The 23858-nt window shown below is 58.3% G+C and carries 19 protein-coding genes; 5 read left to right on the forward strand and 14 right to left on the reverse strand.

All coding sequences use genetic code 11. The features are described 5' to 3' along the window. Nucleotides 1-20: 20 nt before the first annotated feature. Nucleotides 21-554 carry a hypothetical protein gene (locus tag NQF86_RS00440; RefSeq protein WP_266115664.1) on the reverse strand — a complete coding sequence of 178 codons (534 nt, stop codon included), beginning with the start codon at nt 552-554 and terminating at the stop codon, nt 21-23. A gap of 263 nt (nt 555-817) precedes the next feature. Here NQF86_RS00440 and NQF86_RS00445 point away from each other — a divergent pair, with 263 nt between their 5' ends. Then, complete coding sequence (locus tag NQF86_RS00445) at nt 818-1426, forward strand: Ig-like domain-containing protein (protein WP_266115665.1); 609 nt, start codon at nt 818-820, stop codon at nt 1424-1426. Nucleotides 1427-1557: 131 nt separating this feature from the next. Here NQF86_RS00445 and NQF86_RS00450 read toward each other — a convergent pair whose 3' ends face one another. The 9 genes from NQF86_RS00450 to gltX form a co-directional block, all read right to left on the reverse strand. Next, nucleotides 1558-2703 (reverse strand): OmpA family protein, encoded by a 1146-nt coding sequence (locus tag NQF86_RS00450; protein ID WP_266115666.1) that lies wholly within the window; start codon nt 2701-2703, stop codon nt 1558-1560. A 197-nt stretch (nt 2704-2900) separates the two neighbouring features. Then, nucleotides 2901-3254, reverse strand: a complete 354-nt coding sequence (locus NQF86_RS00455; RefSeq protein ID WP_266115667.1) for a DUF1491 family protein — start codon at nt 3252-3254, stop codon at nt 2901-2903. A gap of 54 nt (nt 3255-3308) precedes the next feature. Further along, the gene (locus tag NQF86_RS00460) at nt 3309-5306 is read right to left on the reverse strand and encodes a S41 family peptidase (protein ID WP_266115668.1); all 1998 of its coding nucleotides are present in this window, start codon (nt 5304-5306) and stop codon (nt 3309-3311) included. A gap of 117 nt (nt 5307-5423) precedes the next feature. Beyond that, nucleotides 5424-8129: a type I DNA topoisomerase gene (gene topA, locus NQF86_RS00465; RefSeq protein WP_266116403.1), complete on the reverse strand. Its 2706-nt coding sequence runs from the start codon at nt 8127-8129 to the stop codon at nt 5424-5426. Between the two features lie 62 nt (nt 8130-8191). Continuing rightward, nucleotides 8192-9430 carry a DNA-processing protein DprA gene (gene dprA / locus NQF86_RS00470; protein WP_266115669.1) on the reverse strand — a complete coding sequence of 413 codons (1239 nt, stop codon included), beginning with the start codon at nt 9428-9430 and terminating at the stop codon, nt 8192-8194. Beyond that, entirely contained in the window at nt 9414-10049 is a 636-nt protein-coding gene (gene plsY / locus NQF86_RS00475; RefSeq protein WP_266115670.1) for a glycerol-3-phosphate 1-O-acyltransferase PlsY, read from the reverse strand. The genes dprA and plsY overlap by 17 nt, the downstream gene beginning before the upstream one ends. After that, nucleotides 10046-11323, reverse strand: a complete 1278-nt coding sequence (locus NQF86_RS00480) for a dihydroorotase (protein WP_266115671.1) — start codon at nt 11321-11323, stop codon at nt 10046-10048. The genes plsY and NQF86_RS00480 overlap by 4 nt, the downstream gene beginning before the upstream one ends. Further along, nucleotides 11320-12258 (reverse strand): aspartate carbamoyltransferase catalytic subunit, encoded by a 939-nt coding sequence (locus NQF86_RS00485; protein WP_266115672.1) that lies wholly within the window; start codon nt 12256-12258, stop codon nt 11320-11322. The genes NQF86_RS00480 and NQF86_RS00485 overlap by 4 nt, the downstream gene beginning before the upstream one ends. After that, a complete protein-coding gene (gene gltX / locus NQF86_RS00490; protein WP_266115673.1) occupies nt 12255-13658 on the reverse strand; it encodes a glutamate--tRNA ligase in 1404 nt (467 codons plus the stop codon). The genes NQF86_RS00485 and gltX overlap by 4 nt, the downstream gene beginning before the upstream one ends. A 127-nt stretch (nt 13659-13785) precedes the next feature. Between gltX and NQF86_RS00495 the strand changes: the two genes are divergently transcribed. Then, complete coding sequence (locus NQF86_RS00495) at nt 13786-15987, forward strand: ComEC/Rec2 family competence protein (RefSeq protein WP_266115674.1); 2202 nt, start codon at nt 13786-13788, stop codon at nt 15985-15987. Between the two features lie 9 nt (nt 15988-15996). Here the strand turns inward: NQF86_RS00495 and NQF86_RS00500 are convergent, their stop codons facing one another. Both NQF86_RS00500 and nth read right to left on the reverse strand, forming a co-directional pair. Then, on the reverse strand, nt 15997-16941 hold the full coding sequence (locus tag NQF86_RS00500) for a glycosyltransferase (RefSeq protein WP_266115675.1): 945 nt from the start codon (nt 16939-16941) through the stop codon (nt 15997-15999). Nucleotides 16942-17061: 120 nt separating this feature from the next. After that, complete coding sequence (gene nth, locus NQF86_RS00505; protein WP_407652826.1) at nt 17062-17760, reverse strand: endonuclease III; 699 nt, start codon at nt 17758-17760, stop codon at nt 17062-17064. Between the two features lie 123 nt (nt 17761-17883). Between nth and NQF86_RS00510 the strand changes: the two genes are divergently transcribed. Next, complete coding sequence (locus tag NQF86_RS00510) at nt 17884-19701, forward strand: ABC transporter ATP-binding protein (protein ID WP_266115676.1); 1818 nt, start codon at nt 17884-17886, stop codon at nt 19699-19701. Nucleotides 19702-19758: 57 nt separating this feature from the next. On the opposite strand, the gene NQF86_RS00515 is transcribed toward NQF86_RS00510, so the two are convergent. Further along, nucleotides 19759-20898, reverse strand: coding sequence for a type III PLP-dependent enzyme (locus tag NQF86_RS00515; protein ID WP_323670744.1), 1140 nt, complete (start codon nt 20896-20898; stop codon nt 19759-19761). Between the two features lie 490 nt (nt 20899-21388). Between NQF86_RS00515 and NQF86_RS00520 the strand changes: the two genes are divergently transcribed. Together NQF86_RS00520 and NQF86_RS00525 are read left to right on the forward strand one after the other, a co-directional pair. Continuing rightward, nucleotides 21389-22144, forward strand: coding sequence for an aspartyl/asparaginyl beta-hydroxylase domain-containing protein (locus NQF86_RS00520; protein WP_266115678.1), 756 nt, complete (start codon nt 21389-21391; stop codon nt 22142-22144). A 62-nt stretch (nt 22145-22206) separates the two neighbouring features. Then, nucleotides 22207-23175: a YihY/virulence factor BrkB family protein gene (locus tag NQF86_RS00525; RefSeq protein WP_266116405.1), complete on the forward strand. Its 969-nt coding sequence runs from the start codon at nt 22207-22209 to the stop codon at nt 23173-23175. 46 nt (nt 23176-23221) lie between these two features. On the opposite strand, the gene NQF86_RS00530 is transcribed toward NQF86_RS00525, so the two are convergent. Beyond that, a complete protein-coding gene (locus NQF86_RS00530) occupies nt 23222-23749 on the reverse strand; it encodes a septal ring lytic transglycosylase RlpA family protein (RefSeq protein ID WP_266115679.1) in 528 nt (175 codons plus the stop codon). Between the last annotated feature and the right edge of the window lie 109 nt (nt 23750-23858).

Here is a 23858-nt window from a genome sequence, read left to right on the forward strand (position 1 = left end):
AGGGGAGAGGAGAAAAGGCCTCAGCCCCGGCGTTTGCGGTGCGCAGCACGGTGCGGAGGGAGTGGAGCAGAGCAGCTTTCGTAAGAAGACGGCTGAACGATGTCTTTGGCCTCTGCATAATGGGCAAGATCGCTCTTGGAATCATCCAGTGCTTCAATCTCGTCATACATGGGGACACGCTGGGCGCAGAAAGCCGTACCGGATTTCAGCCCGCCAAGTGACTGCACATCAGCCAGCTGGGTGATGTAATCGTCATGCTTCTTCTGAGCCTGATGGCCGAATGTTCGGTGAAAGTAGGAGTCCAGCTGCTTCTCGGAGGCTGTGAGAATGGGACGGAACCTGTTGATGAACTGGTTGTAGCGGTCCTGTGTCTGGCAGGAGAGGGCCGTAACCATGAGTTCCGATTTCAGCCCGGCAAGATTGAAGGCTGAATGGTCTTCCTCTGAGGAATGACACGCAGCCGCCATAGAGGCAGGGGCGAAGGCAAAGAAGGCCGCAGTGGCAAGTGCCAGTCCAGTTCTGGAAAAGGACAGGCTGCGAAACAGAAGAGACATGTGAAAACTCCCGCTGACAGGTTTTCTGCCTATATCATGGCCGTTGGGGAAAGTCTGCCCTGAGAGGGCAATTCTTTGGAGGGGTATGGCCGCCCAATAATGAAAGAAGTGTTAAGTATGGGTGGGCTGATAAAGAAATGTGGAAGACTGCATTCTCATCGCTGCGTGGACAGCGTATCGTGCGCACGTGAGATAGGCGGAGCAGAGCAGAGGCTCTGACTGCGTCTTTATATCTGGTTCTTTAGTTTTCTCTGGAGTTGACTGTGCAGCAGAGCAGTTTTCTAGTACGGGCTGGGGTTGTAAGTGCGACTCTTCTGGCTCTTGGCGGGTGTGTCGGACAGCAGGCGAGAGGGCCTGCCGCAAATATTCCGCCTAATCCTTTCGCCAATGAGAAGCGGGCAGCGCATTGTGATGTTTCCTCCTTGCAGACAGATGCTGCCGGGCGGATGAGCATAGAAATGACAGTCATGGCGGGTGATGGTGGGGTTTGCCCGTTCTCTGTCAGCAAGGGCGGCGGGGGCAGCTATGTGTCCTTCGGTGTCGTACCTCCGCCTGAGCATGGCCGGGCGTTCCTCTATAACTACGACAACCGTACTTATGTGGAATACACCCCTGCCGCAGAATATAAGGGTGAAGATTCCTTTTCTGTGGAGCTGATCCCGGCACATGCACAGCCACGCCGTCAGCTGCATGTACAGGTGCGTGTGGAACAGCCTGCCAGTGCTGTGGCAGCTTCGCCTGTGGCAGAGAAGAAATCATCTGTAGCAGAAGCAGCAGAGCAGAAAGGCAAAAAGCCTGTTCATACTGTTCACCATGCAGCAACCCATGCGGGTCATGCTGCCAGCAAACATACAGGCACAGCAGCCAAGTAAGACGGGTCCAGCAGGGTTAGCCATTCATGAAGGATGGTAACCCTGCATCATCTCTGTTTCAGGGTGCTGGATAGAAAAGAGGCCGGACAAGAAAATGTCCGGCCTCTTTCTGTTAGAATGCGGTGCCCAGATTACTGGAAGTCGATTTCCACACGGCGATTCTGAGGTTCAGCAGTGCCGGGGCGTGTGGAGACGAGCGGCTGCGTATCCCCAAAGCCATGAACATCAATCACACCAGCCGGAACACCATCACGGATCAGCTCAGCCTTGATGTTCTGTGCACGGCGCAAGGACAAGGCCATGTTATAGGCCTGCGCTTTCTTGCTACCCGGATGAACAGCTGAGGAATCCGCATGGCCATTGACCTGAATGCGGGTGAACTGGGCGGATGTGGAATTACGGGCAGCCGTTTCCACGATAGCCCGTGCCCGGTCGGAAAGACCATCACGATCCCAGTCGAAGAAGACAAGATAGGTACGGACAGGTGCTGGAGCCGGAGCGGAGAGGGTCTGTGTCGGTGCCGGTGGCGGTGGAGCAGGGTTGAACTCGTACCGCAGCCCCAGCATCAGGGAATGGTTGAAGTCGGTCCGGCTGCCACGCTTCCCACTGACAGGGCCGCTATCAGGGTTGGCGATGTTATAAGTAGCTGTCGTGAAGTGCCTGTGGCGCCCCGTGATGGTATAAAAACGGTATTCCATCGTGGTGGAAAGGCCTACGACCCAAGGCACAGGCAGGGAAAGACCAAAAATACCCTGATAAGCAAACCCGCCAGCACTGTCGCGGGTGCGCTGCCTATAGCCCTTGTCTACGCCTGTCCCCCGGATAGCCGTGTTGGTAAACTGGCTGCCATAGCCAATACCGGCACCGAAATAGGGGTAAATCCAGTTCTGCCCGATATCCATGTCGAACAGGGCATTCGCCATGCCACCATATTTCTGCTGATGGCCATGTGCTGAGCTGCCGAAACCGGGGGAGTGGAAGCGGGACAGACGGTTATTGCGGTAATTACCCTCAAGCTCCACACGGAAGCCATTGCCCAGCCCCCAACCAACGCTTCCCAGGCCGGTGATGCCTGTTGCAAAATCATCCCGCCCACGGGGGAACAGCTTGGTATGCGGGTTGACCGTCTGAGACTGGTTGAAGCTCGCTCCAGCGGCGCCAGCAACATAAAGGCCGCGGACGGGCTGTGCTTTTGCCGCACCAAACGTCATGACTGACAGGCAGGCGGCACAGGCGCTGCGGGCCAGCAGTGATGCAATGGAGGTGCGTGCGATCATTTAATTACTCTCCAACCAGACGGGTGGCTACTCTTTTCACTGAAAGCGCCGGTAAACGCAATGGATTTACCGGAAATACCTGCATCTGTTTTGATTGGACAAGGTGAGATGTGTCCTATCGGTTACAGGTTTGTGAATCCTTATGAGAGAAACAGCCCGTTCCGGTCTTGTTGATGAGGGGGCTTTGTCCGGGCAGGTTAGTCCAGATGACTGAAGCGGCGTGTACCGAGTTCGGTCTCCAGCGGTGCCGTACTGTCGGGGACATCAATTTCGATGATCCAGAGGTCAGGATCGTAACGTTTCTGGCGCTCCATGTAGTCGGTAGCGTGCATGGCGGCACTTGCCGTCTCGGTATCTTCAAAGGACTGTCGGTGCCATGTGTCGCCTTGTTCTCGTAGAATGGCGATTCGGTTTTGTCTGTCTGTCAGTATGATGAAAATGCTTCCGGCATCTTCATCTCCCTTCTGCGCCACGACAGCCATGAGGCCTTCCTGATTGAGGCGGCGGAGAGTGGCACGCACCCAGAATCCTGCTTTGAGACCGTACATCATGAAAAGACATTCTCCTTGAGATAAGTCCCGACTGTGGATGCCTGTCCGGAGCGTTCAGTGGGATGGATCGGGGGATGGGGCGTCTGCGGTTGCCGGTGGGGGCTGTTGGAGCAGTGCCGTATGATAAGCATGAGGTATGATGAAAAGCGCCAGAGCGGCGGACATGTCGGAGGGGCTGGGAGGAGATGGCGGGCAGACATTGCGCAGGGCAAGACGTGCGCTTTCCGGGCTATCCTCGTGAATGAGGCGGGATTTCTGCAGCGTTGCGGTCATGAGAGACTGACCATCTCTCAGGGCTGTTAGCTGAGCACGGAGAGGGAATTGGCCACGGGGTGTCGTGCAGAGTTGCGGCACAACACCGAGTCCCTGTATGGCCCAACCTTGGGGGGCGGTGATATGGGCCCATGTCAGGGAGAGATGGCCGCCATTGGGCATGATGGCGGAAATCTGGACCATTCCTTTGCCAAAGCTGCTGCTGCCTGTCACGACAGCGCGCTGCTGGTCTGCCAGTGCTGCGGCGAGAACCTCTGCGGCGCTTCCTGTATCTTTGTCCACCAGTAGGGCAAGAGGAGTGTTGTTTGTGAGATCTCCTCCCTGAATGCTCCAAACATGGTTGGATTCAGGCGCTCGTCCCTCGGTCGTGGCAATGACGCCATGGTCCAGAAAGAGAGCCGCTGTCATGACGGCTTGCTGCAATATACCACCATGATTGCCACGAAGGTCTAGCACGAGCCCTGGTAGGGTGGCTGGTGGGGTTTTGGGGAGATGGGTGATGTCGGCGTCTGGTGGTGTGTCAGGCAGAAGGGTGGATAGATATTGACTGACTTCCTCCGCTGTATGTGTGGAGAAATGAGTGACCCTCAGGATGGGGTATGGACCAGCATGATCGGGGAAGACGCTTTCCTCTAGCATCTGTGACCGGATGAAAGGGCGGACAATATGGCGGCCATCCTGTGTACGGAATTCCAGCCGGACAGTGCTGCCTGCAGGGCCTGCGAGCATATCCTGTAATGTTTCGAGAGGAATGCGGCGGGTACTGTGGTCATCCAGGCTGATGAGGCTGTCACCCGGTGTGATCCCTGCATCCCAGAGCGGGCTGTTGAGATTCAGGGCCGCTACGAGGGGAAAACGGGCGTGAGTCCGTCTGAGTGTCAGCCCAACGCTGATACCGGGTATCTGCACATTCTGTGCTGTGGGTGGAGGAGCTGTATCGGAATGGGAGGGGGGCGGAGGTGGGGGCTGATACCGGGAATAGGGGTCCAGCCGAGCCAGCATGCCATTGATGAAATGACTCAGGAGAGCATCATTGCTTATGATCTGAAAGCGGGGAACATCCTGATGAAGCAGGGCAATGAGGCGTGTGCTGAGGAGGCTCCATCCGGCAATGTCATCCTTGTCGGGGGCCCGCTCGGAGAGCAATGTCTGCCCCCCATAGAGGACGGTAAGATGAGCAGGGCTGAACAGCGAATTCGGATGAAATGTAAAGGTAAAGCCCGTTTGAGGTGAGGCTGTGGCGTGTTTCTGGCCGAGGGGAGAGGCGGCTGTTTCAAGCAGGGCCTGCATTCCCCACAGGCAGAGTTCCTGAGGTGTGTGGGGTGTTAGCAGACGGGGCATCATAAAGGTGAGTGCCGTGGAGAGGGTAAGCTCTGTCTGTTTGTCTTCTGTGGAGAGTGTAGAGACGGGGGGCAGAGGCGCTGCGGCCGGGTTGCTGTCCGGCTGAGGAGGCTGGTTATTCGTCTGTGCTGCTGGGATGTCTGAAACTGTTCCAGGCTGTCCTGGTGTTACGGTGTGGCTCGTGCTTCCTGCTGTGGTGGAAGTGACCGGCGTTAGTGATGCGCCCTCATGCTTGCTGGCAAAACGGTGAAGGAACTTATGCCAGAAGGGAGGCGTCTGCATGGTCTGGGCAGCTGTGGACCCCGCCGCAATGATGCCGCATAGGGCGAGCGGGGTAAGAACTATACAGACAGGGCGCAGATGACGGACTGGCATCATGAACGTGATGAACCGGGATGAGGAAGGGGAGGGGAAACGAAAAGGCCGGAACACTGTCATTTTGCTTTCTTTGCGGACAGGACCGGATGGGGCGGAACGTGCCTCTGTTGGGCTGAAGCATGGCCTCCGAAAAAGGCCACGCTTCCCCATTATGCCGTATTGATGAAAGAAGGGGAATTAGAAAGGAAGATCATCCTCGCTTAGGGGAGCCTTTGGTGCTTCTTTCTTGCTTGCTGTGCTTTTTGTGGTCTTGGCTGCGGTCTTCCTTTTGGTCGTGCTGGCCGCCTTGGTCTTCGTGGCCGTTGTTTTCTTGGTGGTGGCTTTTTTGGTTGTGGTCTTTTTCGTAGCTGTTTTCTTGGTAGTCGTTTTGCGTCCACCCTTCAGCGATTTGCCTTTTTCTTCCAGCAGGGTGAGGGCGTCTTCCAGCGTTACATCATCCATTGAGTCTCCCTTGGGGAGGGTGGCAACGGTCTGGCCGTGCTGCACATAGGGGCCAAAGCGTCCCTTACGGACCATGACAGCCTCGCCATCCTTGGGGTGTGTCCCCAGCGTACGGATGGAGGCGAGTTTCTTGGCCAGAGCATCCACAGCTCGGTTCAGCCCGATGGTCAGGACATCATCGTCCTTGCTGAGCGTGCCATAGATGCTGCCCATTTTGACGAACGGACCGAAGCGGCCGAGGCCAGCGGTAATCATCTCGCCCGTTTCCGGATGAGGACCGACTTCACGGGGGAGAGAGAGCAGACCTATAGCCTCCTCAAGGGTCAGTTCTTCACCATTGCGATCTTTGGGAATGGTGGCCCGTTTCGGCTTGGCTTTTTTATCTTCGGGGTCCGGTTCGCCACGCTGGACATACAACCCATAAGGCCCACGGCGGAGGGTGATGTCTTCCCCCGTGGCAGGGTCATGGCCCAGAAGGCGCATTCCATCAGGCAGGGCGGAGTCTTCACCGTTATCAACGGTCAGGGGCCGGGTAACACGGCATTCCGGGTAGTTGGAACAGCCAAGGAAGGCCCCATGCCGCCCCAGCTTGAGGCCCAGACGTCCATCAGAGCAGGACGGGCAGTGGCGGGGGTCGCTGCCATCTGGCCGTGGTGGGAAGAAATGATTACCGAGGTCCTGATCCAGCGCATCAATGACATCGGAAATTTTCAGGTCTTTTGTTTTGGCAACCGTGGCGGAGAAGTCATGCCAGAAGGCGGACATGACATCATGCCAGTCAGCCCGACCGTCAGAAATATCATCCAGCTGCGTCTCCAGCGAGGCGGTGAAGCCTGTATCCACATAACGCTGGAAGAAGGAGGTCAGGAAGGCTGTGACCAGCCGTCCTCTGTCTTCCGGGACAAAGCGGCGGGCGTCAAGACGCACATAATTGCGGTCCCGCAGAACGCTGAGAATGGAAGCATAGGTGGAAGGCCGCCCGATGCCGATTTCTTCCATCTTCTTGACCAGTGACGCCTCGGAATAGCGGGGCGGCGGCTGGGTGAAGTGCTGTTCGGCTTTTACATCTTTCGTGCCCAGACGGTCGCCTTCTTCCATGGCAGGCAGGAGGCGGTTCTGGTCGTCATCGCCGCCTTTTTCCTTGTCATCATGCCCTTCGATATAGAGCTTCAGGAAGCCATCGAAAGCAATGATGGAGCCGGTAGCCCGCAGCAGGGTCTGTTCCTTGTCATCTCCGATGGTAATGGCAGTCTGGTCCAGTGCCGCGGACTGCATCTGAGAGGCCACGGCCCGTTTCCAGATCAGTTCATAGAGGCGTTTTTGATCGGCTGTAAGGACAGAGGAGACCGCCGCAGGGGTACGGGATACATCAGTCGGGCGGATGGCTTCATGGGCCTCCTGTGCGTTCTTGGCTTTTGTAGCGTAGGAACGTGGTTTGTCCGGGCAGTAATCGTTCCCGAAAGTAGAATTGATATGGGAACGGATGGCCTGCACGGCTTCTGAAGCCATTGTGACGCCATCTGTACGCATATAGGTAATGAGACCGACCGTCTCACCATTCAGGTCTACACCTTCATAGAGCTGCTGAGCGGTGCGCATGGTGGTCTGTGCGCTCATGCCCAGCTTGCGGGAGGCTTCCTGCTGGAGTGTGGAGGTGGTGAAAGGCGGTGCCGGGTTACGGCGTGTCCGTTTGCGCTCGATCTTCCGCACGCTGAGCGCAGAGGAGCGGACCAGATCACGGGCCTTATGGGCCGTTTCTTCATTGGGGAGGGCAAACTGGTCGAGCTTCTTACCCTCAAGGTGGGTCAGCTTTGCCGTAAAGTCCGCTTTGGCAGGAGTCGTGAAAAGACCCTCCACACTCCAATATTCTCTGGGCTTGAAGACCTCAATTTCTGCTTCCCGCTCACAGATCAGGCGCAGGGCAACGGACTGGACACGCCCTGCACTGCGGCTGCCGGGCAGCTTGCGCCAGAGAACGGGAGACAGGGTAAAGCCGACCAGATAATCCAGCGCACGGCGGGCCAGATAGGCGTCAATCAGAGGACGGTCCAGCGTGCGAGGGGCTTTCATAGCCGCAGCGATGGCGTTCTTGGTGATCTCGTTGAAGGTGACCCGTTCGACCTCAATGTCCTTGAGAAGCTTCTTCTCCTCAAGGGCACTGCGGACATGCCACGAGATTGCTTCGCCTTCTCTGTCCGGGTCGGTGGCGAGAATCAGTTTGCTGGCACCTTTGAGCGCCTTGGCAATGGTGGCGATCTGCTTGGAGCCACGTTCATCGGTCTGCCATGACATGGCAAAGTTCTCATCAGGGCGAACACTGCCGTCTTTGGGGGGAAGGTCCCGCACATGACCGAAAGAGGCGATGACGGTATAATCGCTGCCGAGATAACGGTTGATGGTCTTTGCCTTGGCAGGGCTTTCGACAACCACAACATTCTTCACTGCCATGAGTTCTTCCCGGTCTCTGGTGTCCTGACGATAAGGCTGCTTATGGCCGATGCCCGCTAGCTGAGAAGTGTGACCTGTCCATCCTCATGGCGTTGGACAGCCCCGTTTATTTCCAGCTCGATGAGTATTGCCGCAACTGCTGAGATGGACAACTGACAGCGTGATGCAATCTCGTCAACAGTGGAGGGGGTATGCGCAAGGAGTGACAGGACATTTTTTTCGTCAGGACTCTGCGTGTTTTGCCCCGTCATGGGCGTTTTTTCGGCAGCAGGCAGGGCTGATATGCTGGGGGCCTGTTCTGGTTCCTGAGGGGTGGGAGGGTCTTCCACCATGGTGAAAAGGGAAGGTTGCAGCGAGGGCGGCCTCCCCCAAGGGGCGAGTATCCGGTCGGGCGGGGTGGTGTCTTTCAAGGCGGTGAGAATGTCCTGAAACTGCTCGACCAGGATGGCTTTGTTCTGTTTCAGCAGATCATTGCCGCCACTAGACCGTGGATCGCCGGGAAAGCCGGGAACAGCAAAAAGAAGCCGCTGGAAGGTCAGTGCGAGTCGGGCCGTGATGAGTGTGCCGGACCGTCTCGCCGCTTCCACCAGAAGGCAGCCTTGGGAGAGACCGGCAATGAGGTGGTTGCGCCGTGGGAAATGGCGGGCATTGGCCGGCATGCCAGGGGGATATTCCGTAATCAGGCACCCTTGCCGGGCTATGTCTGCCTGTAATTGGGCATGTTCGGGCGGATAGGTGATGTCCAACCCACCGGGTAGGGCCGCAACAGTTCGGCCAAAGAGCAAGGCACCACGATGGGCCGCACCATCAATGCCACGGGCAAGACCGGATATGATAGTCAGGCCAGCTTCAGCCAGACCGGCCGCAAAATCTTCTGTTAGATTCAGGGCTGGATTGGACGCTTTGCGGGCGCCGACAATGGCTAGAGAGGGTGCTGAAAGCAGGGCGGTATTCCCCTGTGCAAACAGAAGAATGGGCGCATTAGGCAAGGCTGCGAGACGGTGCGGATAAGCTGCATCAGAGCGCAGAAGGTGGCAGCCCCCCTGTTTGTCCAGCCAAGCTATTTCATCTTCCATCTGGGTAATGGAGGGAATAGCTGGTGTTGGTCGGTCTGAAAGGCGGGCGCGAACAGGCAAGGCGGCAATAGCCTGTTCTGCCGTACCATAGAGACCCATCAGCTTGCTGAAGGTTGCCGTGCCAATCCCTTTGGTACGGGCCAGCCGGAGCTGGGCCAGACGTTCCGTGATGGTTAGCCCTGCTTCCGGTGAGGAAGCAGGATTATTTCTGCCCGACACGGGGTTCCGTCCCGCTACAGAGACGGGTGATGTTGCCATAATGGCGCAGGAGAATCAGCAGGGTAATCAGCGCTGCTGCAATGGGACGGGCGGACATGATGGGCGCCAGAGAAAACGCTACCATCAGGAAGGGAGCCGCCAGAAAGGCCAGCAGTGCCCCGACCGAGGAAATCTTGCTCAGCCGGACACCGGCCAGCCACAGCAGGGTACAGAGCAGCCCGACCGGCCAGCACATACCCCAGAAGACGCCGATTCCGGTTGCAACCCCTTTGCCACCCCGAAAGCCCAGCCATATGGGAAAGCAGTGCCCCAGCACGGCCGCACAGCCCGCAACGGAGAGGCACAGGGCCGTGTTATGTGGGGAGAGGGCCTGCGCCAGCAGGACGGCGAGCAGCCCCTTGAAGGCATCCAGCAGCAGGGTCGCTGCGGCGAGTCCTTTACGGCCTGTCCGCAGCACATTGGTGGCCCCGATATTGCCGGAGCCGATACGCCGTATGTCCCCTTGCCCACTCAGAGCTGTGAGCAGCAGCCCGAACGGGATGCTGCCCATTCCATAGGCGGCCAGAGCAATGACGGGAAGGCTGGGGGGCATGAGGGTCCATGTCAGGATACCACTCATGAAGGGAGGCCTTCGGCGGTATAGACTTCTCTGCCATGGTGGAAGGTGCGCAGGACACGCCCCTTGAGGGTCCGGCCATCAAAGGGGGTGTTCTGGGCCCGACCGGGCAGGCTGCCTGCCGTGACGGTCCACTCTTCTTCCGGGTCGAACAGGCAGAGGTCCGCTGCTGCGCCGATGCTGAGCGTACCAGCTTCCAGCCCCAGCAGGCGGGCGGGGGCTACGGTAAGCAGGCGCAGGGCGTCCAGCAGAGGCAGGCCAGCCTGAAGCGTGACACCCAGCAGGGTGACGAGGCCGGTTCCGCCCGCACGGGCCTGTGCGAAGGGGAGACGCTTGTCATCGGCATCAGCCGGACTGTGATCGGAGGCGATGGCATCAATGGTGCCATCAGCCAGACCAGCCAGAACGGCCTGACGGTCAGCTTCCAGCCGCAGCGGCGGGGACAGCTTGGCGTAGGTACGGAAATCGCCAATATCCGCTTCTGTCATGGCGAAATAGGGCGGGGCTGTATCACAGGTGACCCGGATTCCCCGCTTCTTGGCATCAGCAATCAGGCTGAGAGCCTCACCTGTGGAGATATGTCCGAAATGAATGCGTGCCCCGGTCAGTTCGGCAAGGCGGAGGTCACGGGCGACCATCATGGCCTCGGCACAGGCGGGAATCTGCGGCAGACCCATTTTCACGGCCTGCGGGCTGGCTGTGGCACAACCGCCGCTGGCAAGTGAAGGGTCTTCCGGGTGCAGCACGATGACCGTATCCAGAAAACCGGAATAGGCCAGCAGATTCCGCATCTGCTTGGTGTCGGCAATGGCACGGGCACCATCGGTGAAGCCGACTGCACCAGCCTTTTTCAGCAGACCGATTTCGGCCATATCCTTACCGGCACAGCCTTTTGTCAGCGCCCCGTAGGGATGGATGGAGACAAGGCCAGTCTCCTCGCCACGGCGGCGGATGTAATGAACAAGGGCTGGGTTATCAATGGCCGGGTCGGTATCGGGTAGCAGGGCAAGGGAGGTGATGCCTCCTGCCACGGCAGCCTGAATGCCGGAATCGATGCTTTCCCGATATTCTGCGCCCGGTTCGCCAAAGCTGGCCCGCATGTCCACGAGGCCGGGGCAGAGGACGGCGCCCTTGCCATCCACGATGCGGGCGGCCTTGGGTGTCTCCTTGGGGTCGATGGCAGCGATGCGGCCTTTTTCGACAAGCAGGCTCCCTTTGCTATCCTGCCCGGAGGCAGGATCAATCAACCGGACATTTTTAAAAAGGATACTGCTCATGCGGGATTCTTCATGCGGGAGAGACGGTCAAGCACGGCCATGCGGACGGCAACACCCATCTCGACCTGTTCAGAAATGACACTCTGGGGGGAGTCGGCGACATCGGAGGCAATTTCCACCCCCCGGTTCATCGGGCCGGGATGCATGACAAGAGCCCCCGGCTTGGCCAGAGCGAGACGGCGGCGGTCCAGCCCGAAAAGGGAGAAATATTCCCGGGCACTGGGCACAAGCCCGCTGCCCATGCGCTCCCGCTGGACACGGAGGCACATGGCAACGTCTGCATCCTTCAGGGCTTCATCAATGTCATGATGCAGGGTGACGCCGTCCAGTGTACCGAGCGCACCGGGGAGCAGGGTGGGCGGGCCTGCCAGATGGATGTCATTCCCCATCGCCCGCAGGAGATGGATATCCGAGCGGGCTACACGGCTATGGGCGATGTCCCCGCAGATGGCGATTTTCAGTCCGCTGAGGCGGCCGAAATGCCGCCGGATGGTCAGGCCATCCAGCAGGGCCTGTGTGGGGTGTTCGTGCATCCCGTCACCGGCATTGACGACACTGGCTTCAACCTTCTGCGAGAGCAGGGCCGGGGCGCCACTCTGGGCATGGCGGACGACCAGCAGGTCGCAATGCATGGCATTGAGGGTTGATGCCGTGTCCAGCAGGGTTTCCCCTTTATTGACCGAGCTTGTGGCCACGGTCATGTTCACCACATCGGCACCCAGCCTTTTGGCGGCCAGCTCGAAGCTGGTGCGTGTGCGTGTGCTGTCCTCAAAAAAGAGATTGATGACGGTACGGCCCTGCAGCACGTCCCGCGGTGCATTGCGGGAGCGGCTGAGCAGGGCATAGCTCTCGGCAAGGTCTAGAAAAGGCGTGATGTCCTTTTCCGTCATGCCTTCAATGCCAAGAAGGTGGGGCGTGTGGTGTGCGGAGCTCATGCGGACAGAACACTCCGGATGCGGGCGAGGACTTCATCACGCCCCAGTGCGGCGAGTGTGAGGTCGATGCCGGGGGAGGTTGTTGTGCCTGTCATGGCGGCACGGAGTGGCTGGGCAACGGCCCCCAGTTTCAGCTCATGCTCGGCAGCGAAAGCACGCAGTGTGCTGTCGATTCCTTCAGCCGTGAAGGGCTCCAGCGCAGCGAGTTTTTCTTCCAGCCCTGCCAGAACCTTCTTGCCATCCTCGCCAAGATGTTTCTCGGCTTTGGGTGTGATGGTCAGCGGCAGGCGCAGACCTGTGAAAGAGGCATTGTCGGCCAGTTCCACGACTGTCTTGGCACGTTCCTTCAGCCCCGGCATGAGGGCGAGGACACGGGCACGGACTGTCTCGTCATGGTCCAGATCGTCACGCTGTTCCAGACGCTGCATGACCAGAGCGGTCAGCCGTTCATCATCGGCACGGCGCATCCAGATGCCATTGAGGTGGCTGAGCTTGACGTAATCCATGCGGGACGGAGAACGGCCAATGCCATCCATGTCAAACAACTTGATCTGTTCTTCACGGTCCAGCACTTCCGCATCGCCGTGTCCCCAGCCGAGGCGCAGCAGATAGTTGCAGAGGGCTTCCGGCAGGATGCCTTCTTCACGGAAGTCCACGACAGACTGGGCACCGTGACGCTTGGAAAGCTTGGCTCCATCCGGCCCATGAATGAGCGGCAGATGGGCGAATTCCGGCAGGTCCCAGCCCATGGCCCGGTAGATCATGGCCTGACGGAAGGTGTTTGTCAGATGGTCGTCACCCCGCATGACATGGGTGATGCCCATATCATGGTCATCCACCACCACGGCGAGCAGATAGGTCGGTGTTCCATCGGAGCGGAGCAGGATGAGGTCATCCATTTCCGCATTGGCGACACGGACTTCCCCCTGCACGAGGTCCTTGATGATGGTCTCACCTTCCTTCGGGGCCTTGAGGCGGATGGCATAAGGGACGCCTTCCGGTGCCTCGGAAGGGTCACGGTCACGCCATGTGCCATCATAGCGGGGCGGGCGTTTTTCGGCACGGGCCTTTTCCCGCATGGCGGTCAGTTCTTCAGGCGTGCAATAGCAGCGATAGGCCATGCCCTTTTCCATCAGCTGCGCCACGACTTCCGCATGACGGTCCTGCCGTGTGGCCTGAAAGACCGGCTCCTCGTCCCAGTCCAGCCCCATCCATTTCAGACCGTCAAAGATGACGTCCACGGCCTGTTGGGTGGAGCGCTCCCGGTCTGTATCCTCAATGCGGAGGACAAACTCTCCGCCGTGATGGCGGGCAAAGAGATAGTTGAACAGGGCAGCACGGGCATTGCCGATATGGAGCAGCCCGGTGGGCGAGGGAGCAAAACGGGTACGGATCTTCATGAGCAGGCCTTATAACATGCTGGGTTGGGGCGGGCTATCCACTTCAATGTGTCATCATGGGTTTTAGCATAGAGTGCGGCCCTTGTGGACCGGCCTGCCGTTCAGGAAGCTGTGTCAGAAATGGGGCATGGGGCGTGTGATGGTCAGGATGATGATGTCGGGGCTGGCCCGGCAGGGCCGCCGCCTGACCTGCTGGTTGCCCGTGGGCATGGCTCTGGGCATTGCGGGTTATTTCGCCTTGCCGACTGAACCTTCATGGGAACTCTACCTGCTGATAGCGCTTATGCTGGGGGCAGGTCTTGCCCTGCTGGTCTGGAGCGGGCGGGTGGAGGCGGTGACGGAACGGGCAGCGCATGGTCAGCTTCTGGGGTGTGTTCTGGGTGGTGGGCTGCTGATGGTAGGGTTGGGCTTTCTGCTGGCTTACGGGCAGGCTCATCGTCAGCCGCTCATGCCGCTTTTGCCTTTGGAAGCTGTCTGGGTGAAAGGCCATCTGGCAGAGCTGGAGCCTGTGGCAGCGCAGCATGAGGGGCAGAAGGCGGGCTGGCGTATCGGGCTGGATGATGCCGTGTTTGAATCCCCCTGGTGGGTGGGGATGACTCCCTTGCGGCGGCGTGTGATCGTCACCTTTCGGCCCAAGGCCGGACAGGAGGATGCTTTGGATGGGCTGGTGATGGGGCAGTCTGTCAGGCTGCGTGCTCTCCTGCGATCACCGTCTGTTCCGCTCTGGCCGGGAGGACGTGACGGGCAGAGAGCGGCATGGTTTGACGGACGGGCGGGGGCCGGTATGGCACTGTCGCCCCCGCAGCGCCTTCATGAAGATGGAGGCGGGCATGGGATGTCCGTCTGGACGACCCGCCTGCGTCAAACTGTCGCCATAAGCATTGAAAAGGCTCTGCCGGGGCAGGAAGGGGCCGTGGCGGCGGCCATATTATGTGGGGAAACGGGCCGTCTTTCTGCCGGGGCAAGGCAAAATTATGCGGCATCTGGTCTGGCGCATCTTCTGGCTGTGGCGGGGCTGCATCTGGGGTTCGTCATGGGGATGGTCTTTACCGTGACACGGCGCTGCCTGAGTCTGTCCCAACGGCTTTCTGCCTACTGGCCTTGTCGTGAAGTCGCCCTGTTTGTGTCTTTATGTGCAGGAGCGGGTTATGTGGTGCTGACAGGGCTGCATGTGCCGGGTTTGCGTGCTCTGGGTCTGGCGGGATTGAGTGTTCTGGCGTTGCTGCTGGGGCGGCGGGCGGTCTCCATGCGGGGACTGGCTCTTATCTGTCTGGCGCTGGAAGTCATGTCTCCCGTTCTGGTGCTGGATGTATCATTTCAGATGTCCTTTGCCGCCGTGATGGCCCTGATGGCCGGTTACGAAACCCTGCGGAATTTGTCGTTCAGCAGGGAGAGATATGAGAGACAGGGAAGGACGATATGGCAGCGGGGAGGGACATTTCTGGCGTCCCTGACCATGACCTCCCTGCTGGCAGGTCTGGCGACCTTGCCGCTCAGCATGGCGTATTTTGGAGCGTTTCAGCCGTGGTTTGTGGTGGCCAATATTGTGGCTGTACCGCTGATGGGGGTTTGGGTGATGCCCGCCGGGCTGGTGGCTCTGTTGTTGATGCCGTTTGGCCTGTCGGTTCTGCCGTTGCATGTGATGGGATGGGGTATCCGGTTGATTGGCTGGCTGGCGGCACATGTTGCAGCAGCTCCTCTGGCGTCATGGCCTGTCCCGTCTTTTCCGGCATGGGTTGTGGGGCTGTACATGCTGGGCCTGACGATATTGTGCCTGTGGCGAGGCTGGGGACGGTCTGCCGGTATGGTGCTGATAGTGGGGGCCTTGGTGGCGGTCTGGCTCATCGACCGGCCCGTGATGCTTCTGGTGGAGCAGGGACATATTCTGGCCCTTCGACAGGCCGGAGGAATGCGGGTGATGGAGGGGCGGCCCGGTAACGGGTTGGTCCGGCAGGAAATGCAGCGTGCCTTTGGCTGGAAGGCGCAGGGCGTTGGCACGCCGGTCTGCGAAGCGGGTATCTGCCGGTTTTCGCTGAGGGCAGGGCAGACCATTCTGTGGCGTGGTGCAGAGGGACCGGATGACGTGCAGGACGTGCCATGCCGAAATGTTGTTCTGGAAATACGCATGGGGGCCCAGCATCCGTTATGTCCCTCTGTCCGACAGTTGGGGGCTACCGACATGCGGCGGGAAGGGAGCTGGGCAGTCTATGATGAAGGCCGGAACGGAATCAGGCTGCTGTCGGACAGGATGATGCAGGGAAAGCGTTTCTGGACAGAGGATGAGGGATTCCAGAGCGTGGCGCCGTTCCCGCTGGCGAAAGAGGAGTGAGAGGCTGCGTCAGCTGCTGCACAGGGTGCGGATCAGGGGCGGGGTGATGCGGCTGAGGCGCTTTTCCAGCGTGGCTGAGAGCCGCTGATAGTGGCTGGCACCGGGCAGTGTGGTGTCCTCCCATGGCTTTGCCCCTTCAGGAAACTGGAGGATGCAGCGTTTCACCCGTTCCTTTTCCCGGCGTTTTTTCCAGTGGTCTGGAAGGTGGAGACAGAGATTTTCTGTCAGTTTTCCCGTCATGAAGTTCCAGCGTTCTGGCAGGATATGGACATGGTCGTGAAAGACCTGATTGAGAATGTCCGTGCCGGGGCAGAGATAGGGCCGTGTGGCGAGAGTGAAACAGCGGTTGATCTGGGTGGGTGAGATCAGGCGGGGCCGGATCAGGAGCATGTTGCTGTTAAAATAATCTTCTGGCCGGGAGAGGCAGAGATGGTGACGGGTATAATGGGGCAGGGTGGTGTCTGGCAGCCCTGTGGCAGGAGCATCACCCAGCAATGTGTGGATGGGCACCTTGTGCTGGCGGAGTATCTGGGCAACGGGATCGGCAACGGCCCCTAGCCCGGTTGTTTGTGGAAAGCGATTCAGCAAGGGAGCGAGTGACCCGGTGACCAGCAGGGCATTGTTCAGCCAGAGAATATAGGGATTGTCCCGAAAGAGGACGGGAAGGTAGCAGCGATAGAAACAGTCTGTTCGCCATCTCTGATGGGTATGCAGGCGCAGGGCGCTGACCTTCTGGCTGACATCATGAAAGGTCAGATTGCTGTGGTCTGTCTGGAACAGGTCGCTGAGGATGAGCTGAAGGGCAGGCTGGATGCTGGTGTGGAGTATGTGGAAATTCAGCCTTGCATGGGGGTTGTGATCCATGACGGACTGGATGGCGCAGAGCGTGGCCCAGAGGTCTGTACCATCCGTGCCGAAAACGATGGCTGTCTCGTCCAGTGCAGGCGATGTCATGGTTTATCTCATGGTTAAAACATCGATTTGGGAATATTTAAGTCTTTTATAGAGTTTTGTGGTAAAATAAAGGCCTTCATTGTGAAGGCCTTTTTCTGGGTGTCGCTGATGGTGTTGCGCTTAGCGTTTGGGCGGTATCTTGTTCTTCTCTTTATAGAGGCACCATTCCGTGACAGGGCAGCGCCAGCATTCTGGCGTGCGGGCCTTGCAGACATAACGGCCATGAAGGATGAGCCAGTGATGGGCCGGGCGGAGCATTTCCTTGGGGATGCGGCGGACCAGCTCATCCTCCACGGCACGGACCGTTTTGCCGGGAGCAAGGCCCGTACGGTTGCCGAGACGGAAAATATGGGTATCTACAGCCATGGTTGGCTGGTCGAAGGCGATGTTGAGCACAACATTGGCCGTTTTCCGGCCTACGCCGGGCAGGGCTTCCAGCGCTTCACGGGTGTCGGGAACCTGTCCGCCATGCTTTTCCAGAAGCTGCTGGCAGAGCAGGGCGACATTATGGGCTTTGGAGCGCCAGAGCCCTATGGTGCGGATATGCTGGGCAATGCCGTCCTCGCCCAGTGCGGCCATGCTGGCGGGGTCGGGGGCTTCTTCATACAGGGCACGGGTGGCCTTGTTGACAGAGACATCCGTTGCCTGTGCAGAAAGCACGACACTGACGAGCAGCTCGAACGTGTTGTGATAGATCAGTTCGCTGCGGGCATCCGGGTGGGCCTTGTCCAGTGCGGTCAGGAAAGCCCGGACGGCTTTCAGGCTCATGCGGGGCTGGGTCTTGGTCGTGCGTGTACGGGGCGTGCTGGAAGAAGCCATGAGTGATGGATGGTCCGGCCGTTATGGGGAAAATGCTTGCCTGTTCCTAGGGCGAGTTGGTGTTTTCTTCAAGCAGGGCGGTCAGGTACGGACTGGTCCTGTCGGGACTGATGAAGGGAATGGATGAACGTGGCAGAGGGTAAAGACAGGCAGGACAGGGTGAAAAAACTTTCCTTTGGCGAGGTGCTGCGGTTTGTGGCTGTGCGCTGGGTGGAGCATCCGGCCATGTTGGCCCGGACTCTGGGGGGCGTGGCACTGGCAACGGTGGCGGATATCTGCACGCCGCTGCTGGCGGGGCGTCTGGTCGGTGATGTGTCCACTGCTCCAGTAGAGGGGGAGCGGGGCGCTCTGTTGCATGATGCCACGCTGATGGTCAGCGGACTGCTGGTTCTGGGGCTGGTGGGGGTTATGGGGCGGCGTTCTTCCTATCTGGGGATCAGTCGGCTCAGTCTTGCCGTCATGCGCCGGGTGCTGGATGATGCTTTTGCCCGCGTGCAACGCTTCTCATCCGACTGGCACGCCAATAATTTTGCTGGGTCCACCGTGCGGCGTGTCACCCGTGGTATCTGGGCGATTGATACGCTGGATGACACGCTTCTCCTGCTGATTGCCCCGGAAGTTCTGGTCCTTTTAGGAACGACACTGGTGCTTCTGGTGCGGGCGCCGCTCATGGGGCTGGTGCTGGCCGTGATGGTTGGCCTGTTTGCCTGTATCTCCATCTGGCTGGCGCTCCGCTATGTGGCACCCACGGCCCGGGTCTCTAATGAATGGGATTCCAGAATGGGGGCCGTGCTGGGTGATGCCGTTACCTGCAATGCCGTTGTGAAAAGTTTTGGCGCAGAGGAACGGGAAGAAGATCATCTCCATTCCGTAGCCCGGACATGGGCGGAGAAGACCTATTATAGCTGGTACCGGGGCACGAACAGCGCCAATTTTCAGGCTTCCTATACGCTGCTGATGCGTGTGGTGATGATCGGTCTGGCGGTGCTGCTCTGGTGGCGTGGTGTGGCCGGGCCGGGGGACGTGGCCTATGTGCTGACGATGATGTTCCTCATTCAGGGCTATCTGCGGGACCTTGGGCAGCAGGTGAGTCAGGTTCAGCGTTCCGTCAATGAGATGGAAGAACTTGTCGGGCTGTTCTCGACCGAACCGGCTATTCAGGATGTGCCCGATGCGGCGGTGCTTGAAGTGAAGGCTGGGGCGATTGACCTGACGGGCGTGACATTCCGCTATCCGTCTCAGGAGAAGCCGATTTATCAGAATTTGTCCCTGAAGATTGCGGCGGGGAGCCGTGTGGCACTGGTCGGGGCGTCCGGTTCGGGCAAAACGACACTGACGAGGCTTCTTCAGCGTTTGTATGATGTGAATGAGGGCAGCATCTTGATTGATGGGCAGGATATCGCCCATGTCACGCAGCAGAGTTTACGGCGGCAGATTGCGCTTGTTCCGCAGGAGCCCATGCTGTTCCATCGGACATTGGCAGAGAATATCGCCTATGGGCGGCCGGATGCCTCTCGTGAGGAGATTATGGAAGCGGCCCGCATGGCGAATGCGGATGCGTTCATCGCTCGTCTGCCAGAGGGGTATGATACGCTGGTCGGAGAGCGTGGCGTGAAGCTCTCCGGTGGTGAGCGTCAGCGTGTAGCGATTGCCCGGGCCTTTCTGGTCGATGCGCCCATTGTGATTTTTGATGAGGCAACCGCAAGCCTCGATTCAGAGTCGGAAATGCTGGTTCAGGAGGCCATGGCCCGCCTGATGGAACATCGCACCGTGCTGGTCGTGGCGCATCGCCTTGCCACCGTGCGGGATCTGGATCGGATTCTGGTGTTCGAGCAGGGGCGAATCATTGAGGACGGCACGCATGAAGGGCTGATGGCCCGCCCGGATGGGGCCTATCACCGTCTGGTTGCGTTGCAGTCTCTTGAAGGCACGGAGGCCTGAAAGGGGGAAGCTGGCCCGAGTTTCAGGATCAATCGGGCCAGCTTTTTGCTCTAAGGGTCAGATATAATGTTCGTCCAGTGGCGGGAAGCCGTTGAAGCCGGTGGAACAGTAAGTGGAAACGTAAGCTCCGGTGGCCAGAATGTTGATCCTGTCCCCAGCCTTCAGTTCTTCCGGCAGGGTGATGAGGTTCTTCTCATAGAGCACATCCATGCTGTCGCAGCTTGGTCCTGCCAGAATGCAGGGTGATGTGCCTGTTGTGGTGTCATCATGGGGAGTCTGAAAGGCGTAGCGGATGGATTCACCTTCTGTTTCCGCAAGGCCGCCAAAACGCCCGATATCCAGATAAATCCAGCGGGGGTCTGTCTCGCTACCGCCCCGTTTGCTGGCCAGCACGACCTCGGTATGTACGACTCCGGCACTGCCGACCATGTAACGGCCCGGCTCCAGCAGGATGCGGGGGGCACCATCGGGGAAATGGGCCTTCATGGCCTTTGAGATGGACTGCCCGAACTGGTCGATGCTGGGGATGGGGCTGTTATAATAGGTCGGGAATCCACCGCCCATATTAATGAACTCCAGCGTAATGCCCTGTTTCTGGAGTCGGTGATAGACATCGGCAGCCTGAGCGATGGCATCACCATAGGCTTCTGTATTGGTCTGCTGGCTGCCGACATGGAAGGAAAGACCAACCGGCTTCAGGCCCAGCTCACGGGCTTTCTGCAGCAGGGTGAAGGCGCTCTCCGGTGTGGTGCCGAACTTGCGGGAGAGGGGCCATTGTGCGCCGGTATTGACGACACCAAGGCGGCAGAAGACCTCACAGCCGGGGGCATGTTCTGCCAGTTTTTCCAGCTCCTCAATGCAGTCGAAGGCATAGAGTGTCAGGCCCTTCTGGTGGGCGTAGGCAATGGACCGCACGTTTTTGACGGTATGGCCGAAGGACATTTTCTGCGCCGGGATGCCTGCCTTCATGCAGATATCAATCTCACCGGGGGAGGCAATATCAAAGAACGAGCCAAGAGCGTGCAGTTCTTTGAGGATGGCCGGTGCCGGATTGGCCTTCACGGCATAATGGATTCGGGATGAGGGAAGGGCACCATGCAGGGCGTGGTACTGCGTGCGTACGCAGGCGAGGTCCACGACAAGGCAGGGGGTAGCCGGTTTCTGTTCGGCGAGGAACTGGGCGATTTTTGGGGTCATGAGACTCACGTTCCCTGAAAGTCTTCCCTGTCCTGTTTGCAGGGAAGATGTTGCGAAACGGTCGAACGGACCGGCGAAGTTCCGCCTGCCCCTGAGGGGGACGTACGGAAGCCAGAACGCTTGACGTCGTTGCGTAACCGCATGAAGGGCCAGTGGCACGTGCGTTGCTGCGTGAAGTGCGTGAAAGAACCCATATTGCCCTGAAATGCAAGGAAAATCTGAAGGCCGTCTCTGGGGCGCAGTAGAGTGATTACCGAAAGACGGCTGGTTTGTACGGTATTTCTCTGACTGATGACTGCGTGGTGCCTATCATGGGGTAGAGCGTGATTTTTGCGCTCACAAAATGTCTGGCGGTGTCAAGGTAATATGCCGTGGCCTAGCTATGAGGCTATGAGCGGCCCTGCCTGTTTTCATCCCTAAAAATATTTTGGTAACAGATAAATGATTCGCAAAGATTGGGTTAATCTGTTGTTCGGGAGTTTGATGGCATATGAGCGCGGGTTGTAAGGAAAAAAAGAAACGGCCCCTTTTGGTACGGGTAGGAAAGGCGCTACGTCCTTGGTTTAATGACCTGATTGCCAAGGGGTCTTTGGTTCCCAATACGTCTCTGCTGGATAACAGGCTGTTTCCATGGGTTGCCGCATTGGAGAAAGCCGCTCCTCTCATACAGAAAGAGTTTCAGGCCATTATGGCAGAGCGTAATGCTGTGCCGCCTCTGCGGGAGCTTTCGCCTGATCATGAACGGATTGCGCCGGATAATCGGTGGAAGTCCTTCTTCTTGTATGGCTATGGCATTCGTGTACCGGAAAATTGCGCCAAAGCTCCTATAACGGCTCAGCTTGTGGCGGGTATTCCCGGCCTTTGTTCGGCGCTGTTCTCTGTTCTGGAGCCCGGTGGTGAGATTCCGCCTCATAATGGGGTTACCAAAGGGATGTTGAACGCACATCTGGGGTTGGGCGTTCCGAAAGATCGTGATAATTGCTGGATCAAAGTTGCAGACGACACGCTGCACTGGGATGAGGGCAGGTTGTTCATTTTTGATGACACCTATCGTCATACCGTGCAGAACAATACTGATGAGGTGCGCGGCATTCTGTTCATTCAGTTTGAGCGCCCTACCCGTGGTCTGGGACGGCTGATGCAGCGTATCTTCCTCGGCGGAGTGAAAAAATCTGCTTTCGTCAAGGATGCTCAGGGTAATATTGAACGCTGGAATCGGATTCAGGCCGAACTGGAGAAAGTATAATCATCAGGCCGTGACCATGTCGCGGCAGGACAGGGAGAGGAATAGCGCACCCCGTGCCCGAAATGACCGAGATGCCACAGGATGCTCCCCCGCCGCCCACCGGCTGGATAGCGGCGATACGTCAGATTCTGACAAATAGCGGAGACAGCCAGACATCCCTTAGTGCTGCGGGCTGTGCATTCTATGCAACGCTCTCGCTCTTTCCTGCCCTTACGGCTTTGATTTCTGTCTATGGTCTGGCCTTTGACGTGCAGACGGCGGAAGGCCAACTGCACGTCATCAAGCATATTCTGCCGCCAGCTGCCTATGACATGATCTTTGACCGGATACATACTTTGGTCACCCAGCCCCATTCCTCTCTAACCTTGGGGCTGGTTTTCTCCGTTCTGGTTGCTCTTTGGTCGGTAACGGCAAGTAGCAAGTCCATTCTATCCGCCCTGAATATTGTCTATCATGCTAAGGAGACGAGGGGCTTCTTCCATTTTCAATGTCTGGCATTTGGCACGACCCTGATGGCCGTCATCGGGGCCTGTCTGACGCTGGCTCTTATGGTGGCTGCGCCTGCTATTGTCGATTATCTGCCCCATTATTTGAGCTATGTGGGGGTGACCATGAGCAGCATCCCGCCATCCCTCCATTTTCTGGTGGAACAGGGGACGCCCGTGCTGGTGCATTGGCTGGCCCCGGCTATCATGCTGTGTTTTGTCTTCACGGCGCTTATCGTGCTGTACCGTATCGCCCCATGTCGAGACCGGCTGACCTGCTGGCGCTGGATTTTCCCCGGTGCACTTGTGGCGACTTTGCTCTGGGTTGGGGTGTCCATAGGTTTTTCATGGTATGTGGCCCATTTCGCCAGCTATGGGACAACATATGGCCCGTTAGGGGCTGTAGCAGCCGTTATGATGTGGCTGTTCGTCAGCGCTTATGTTGTGCTGTTCGGCGCTGTAGTGAATGCGGAGCTGGAGGAGCGGGGATACCGCCGCACTGTCCGTAAGGAAATGGGACTGCCCGTGAAGAAGACGGCATCCTGAGTCGAAAAAGTCCAGTAGTTTGTCATTTCTGACAAGAAGCAGCGCTTCAGTTCTGGCGGGCTATGGTTTCCGTTTTCGGGCGGGCGCTTCGGGCGAGCGTTTCTAAATCAGACGCCCGATGCAGCCCATTACGGGGCAGAACCCTGACAGTAATCTGGCTGACCCCGCGCCGGATGATTCCCAGGCTGACGGCAGCCCCTTTGGAGAGGTCGAGGATTCTGTTGCTGCCAAAAGGACCACGATCATTGACCCGCACAATGATGGACCGCCCTGTCGAGGGGGCCTGAATAAGCAGCTTCGTGCCCAGAGGTAGGTAAGGGTGGGCGGCGGTCAGGTCATCGGGGTGGAAGCGCTCACCGCTGGCAGTGCGCCGACCGGCCAGTTTTTTATCACCGTACCAGCTTGCAAGGCCTTTTTCTGTGACGGGAGGAAGGGAAGATGAGACCTGTGCAATATCGGATGAGCGATGAGCAATAGCAGGCTGGGCCAGAAAAGGAGATGATAGAAGACTCAGGGAAATTAGATGGATAAAGGTAAATGAAATCTTCCGGAGTGATGAAGTGAAAGGCGCCATTCCATGCTGTCCCACGAGGGGAAGGTTTCTTTGAGGGGCAGCGGGGTGGGGCCTGGTTTTCATGCTATCCACGTCTATACTGTTGATGATAGGGGGATTGTGTCACAAT

It is taken from the genome of Bombella pluederhausensis (assembly GCF_026385525.1).
Taxonomy (GTDB): domain Bacteria; phylum Pseudomonadota; class Alphaproteobacteria; order Acetobacterales; family Acetobacteraceae; genus Bombella; species Bombella pluederhausensis.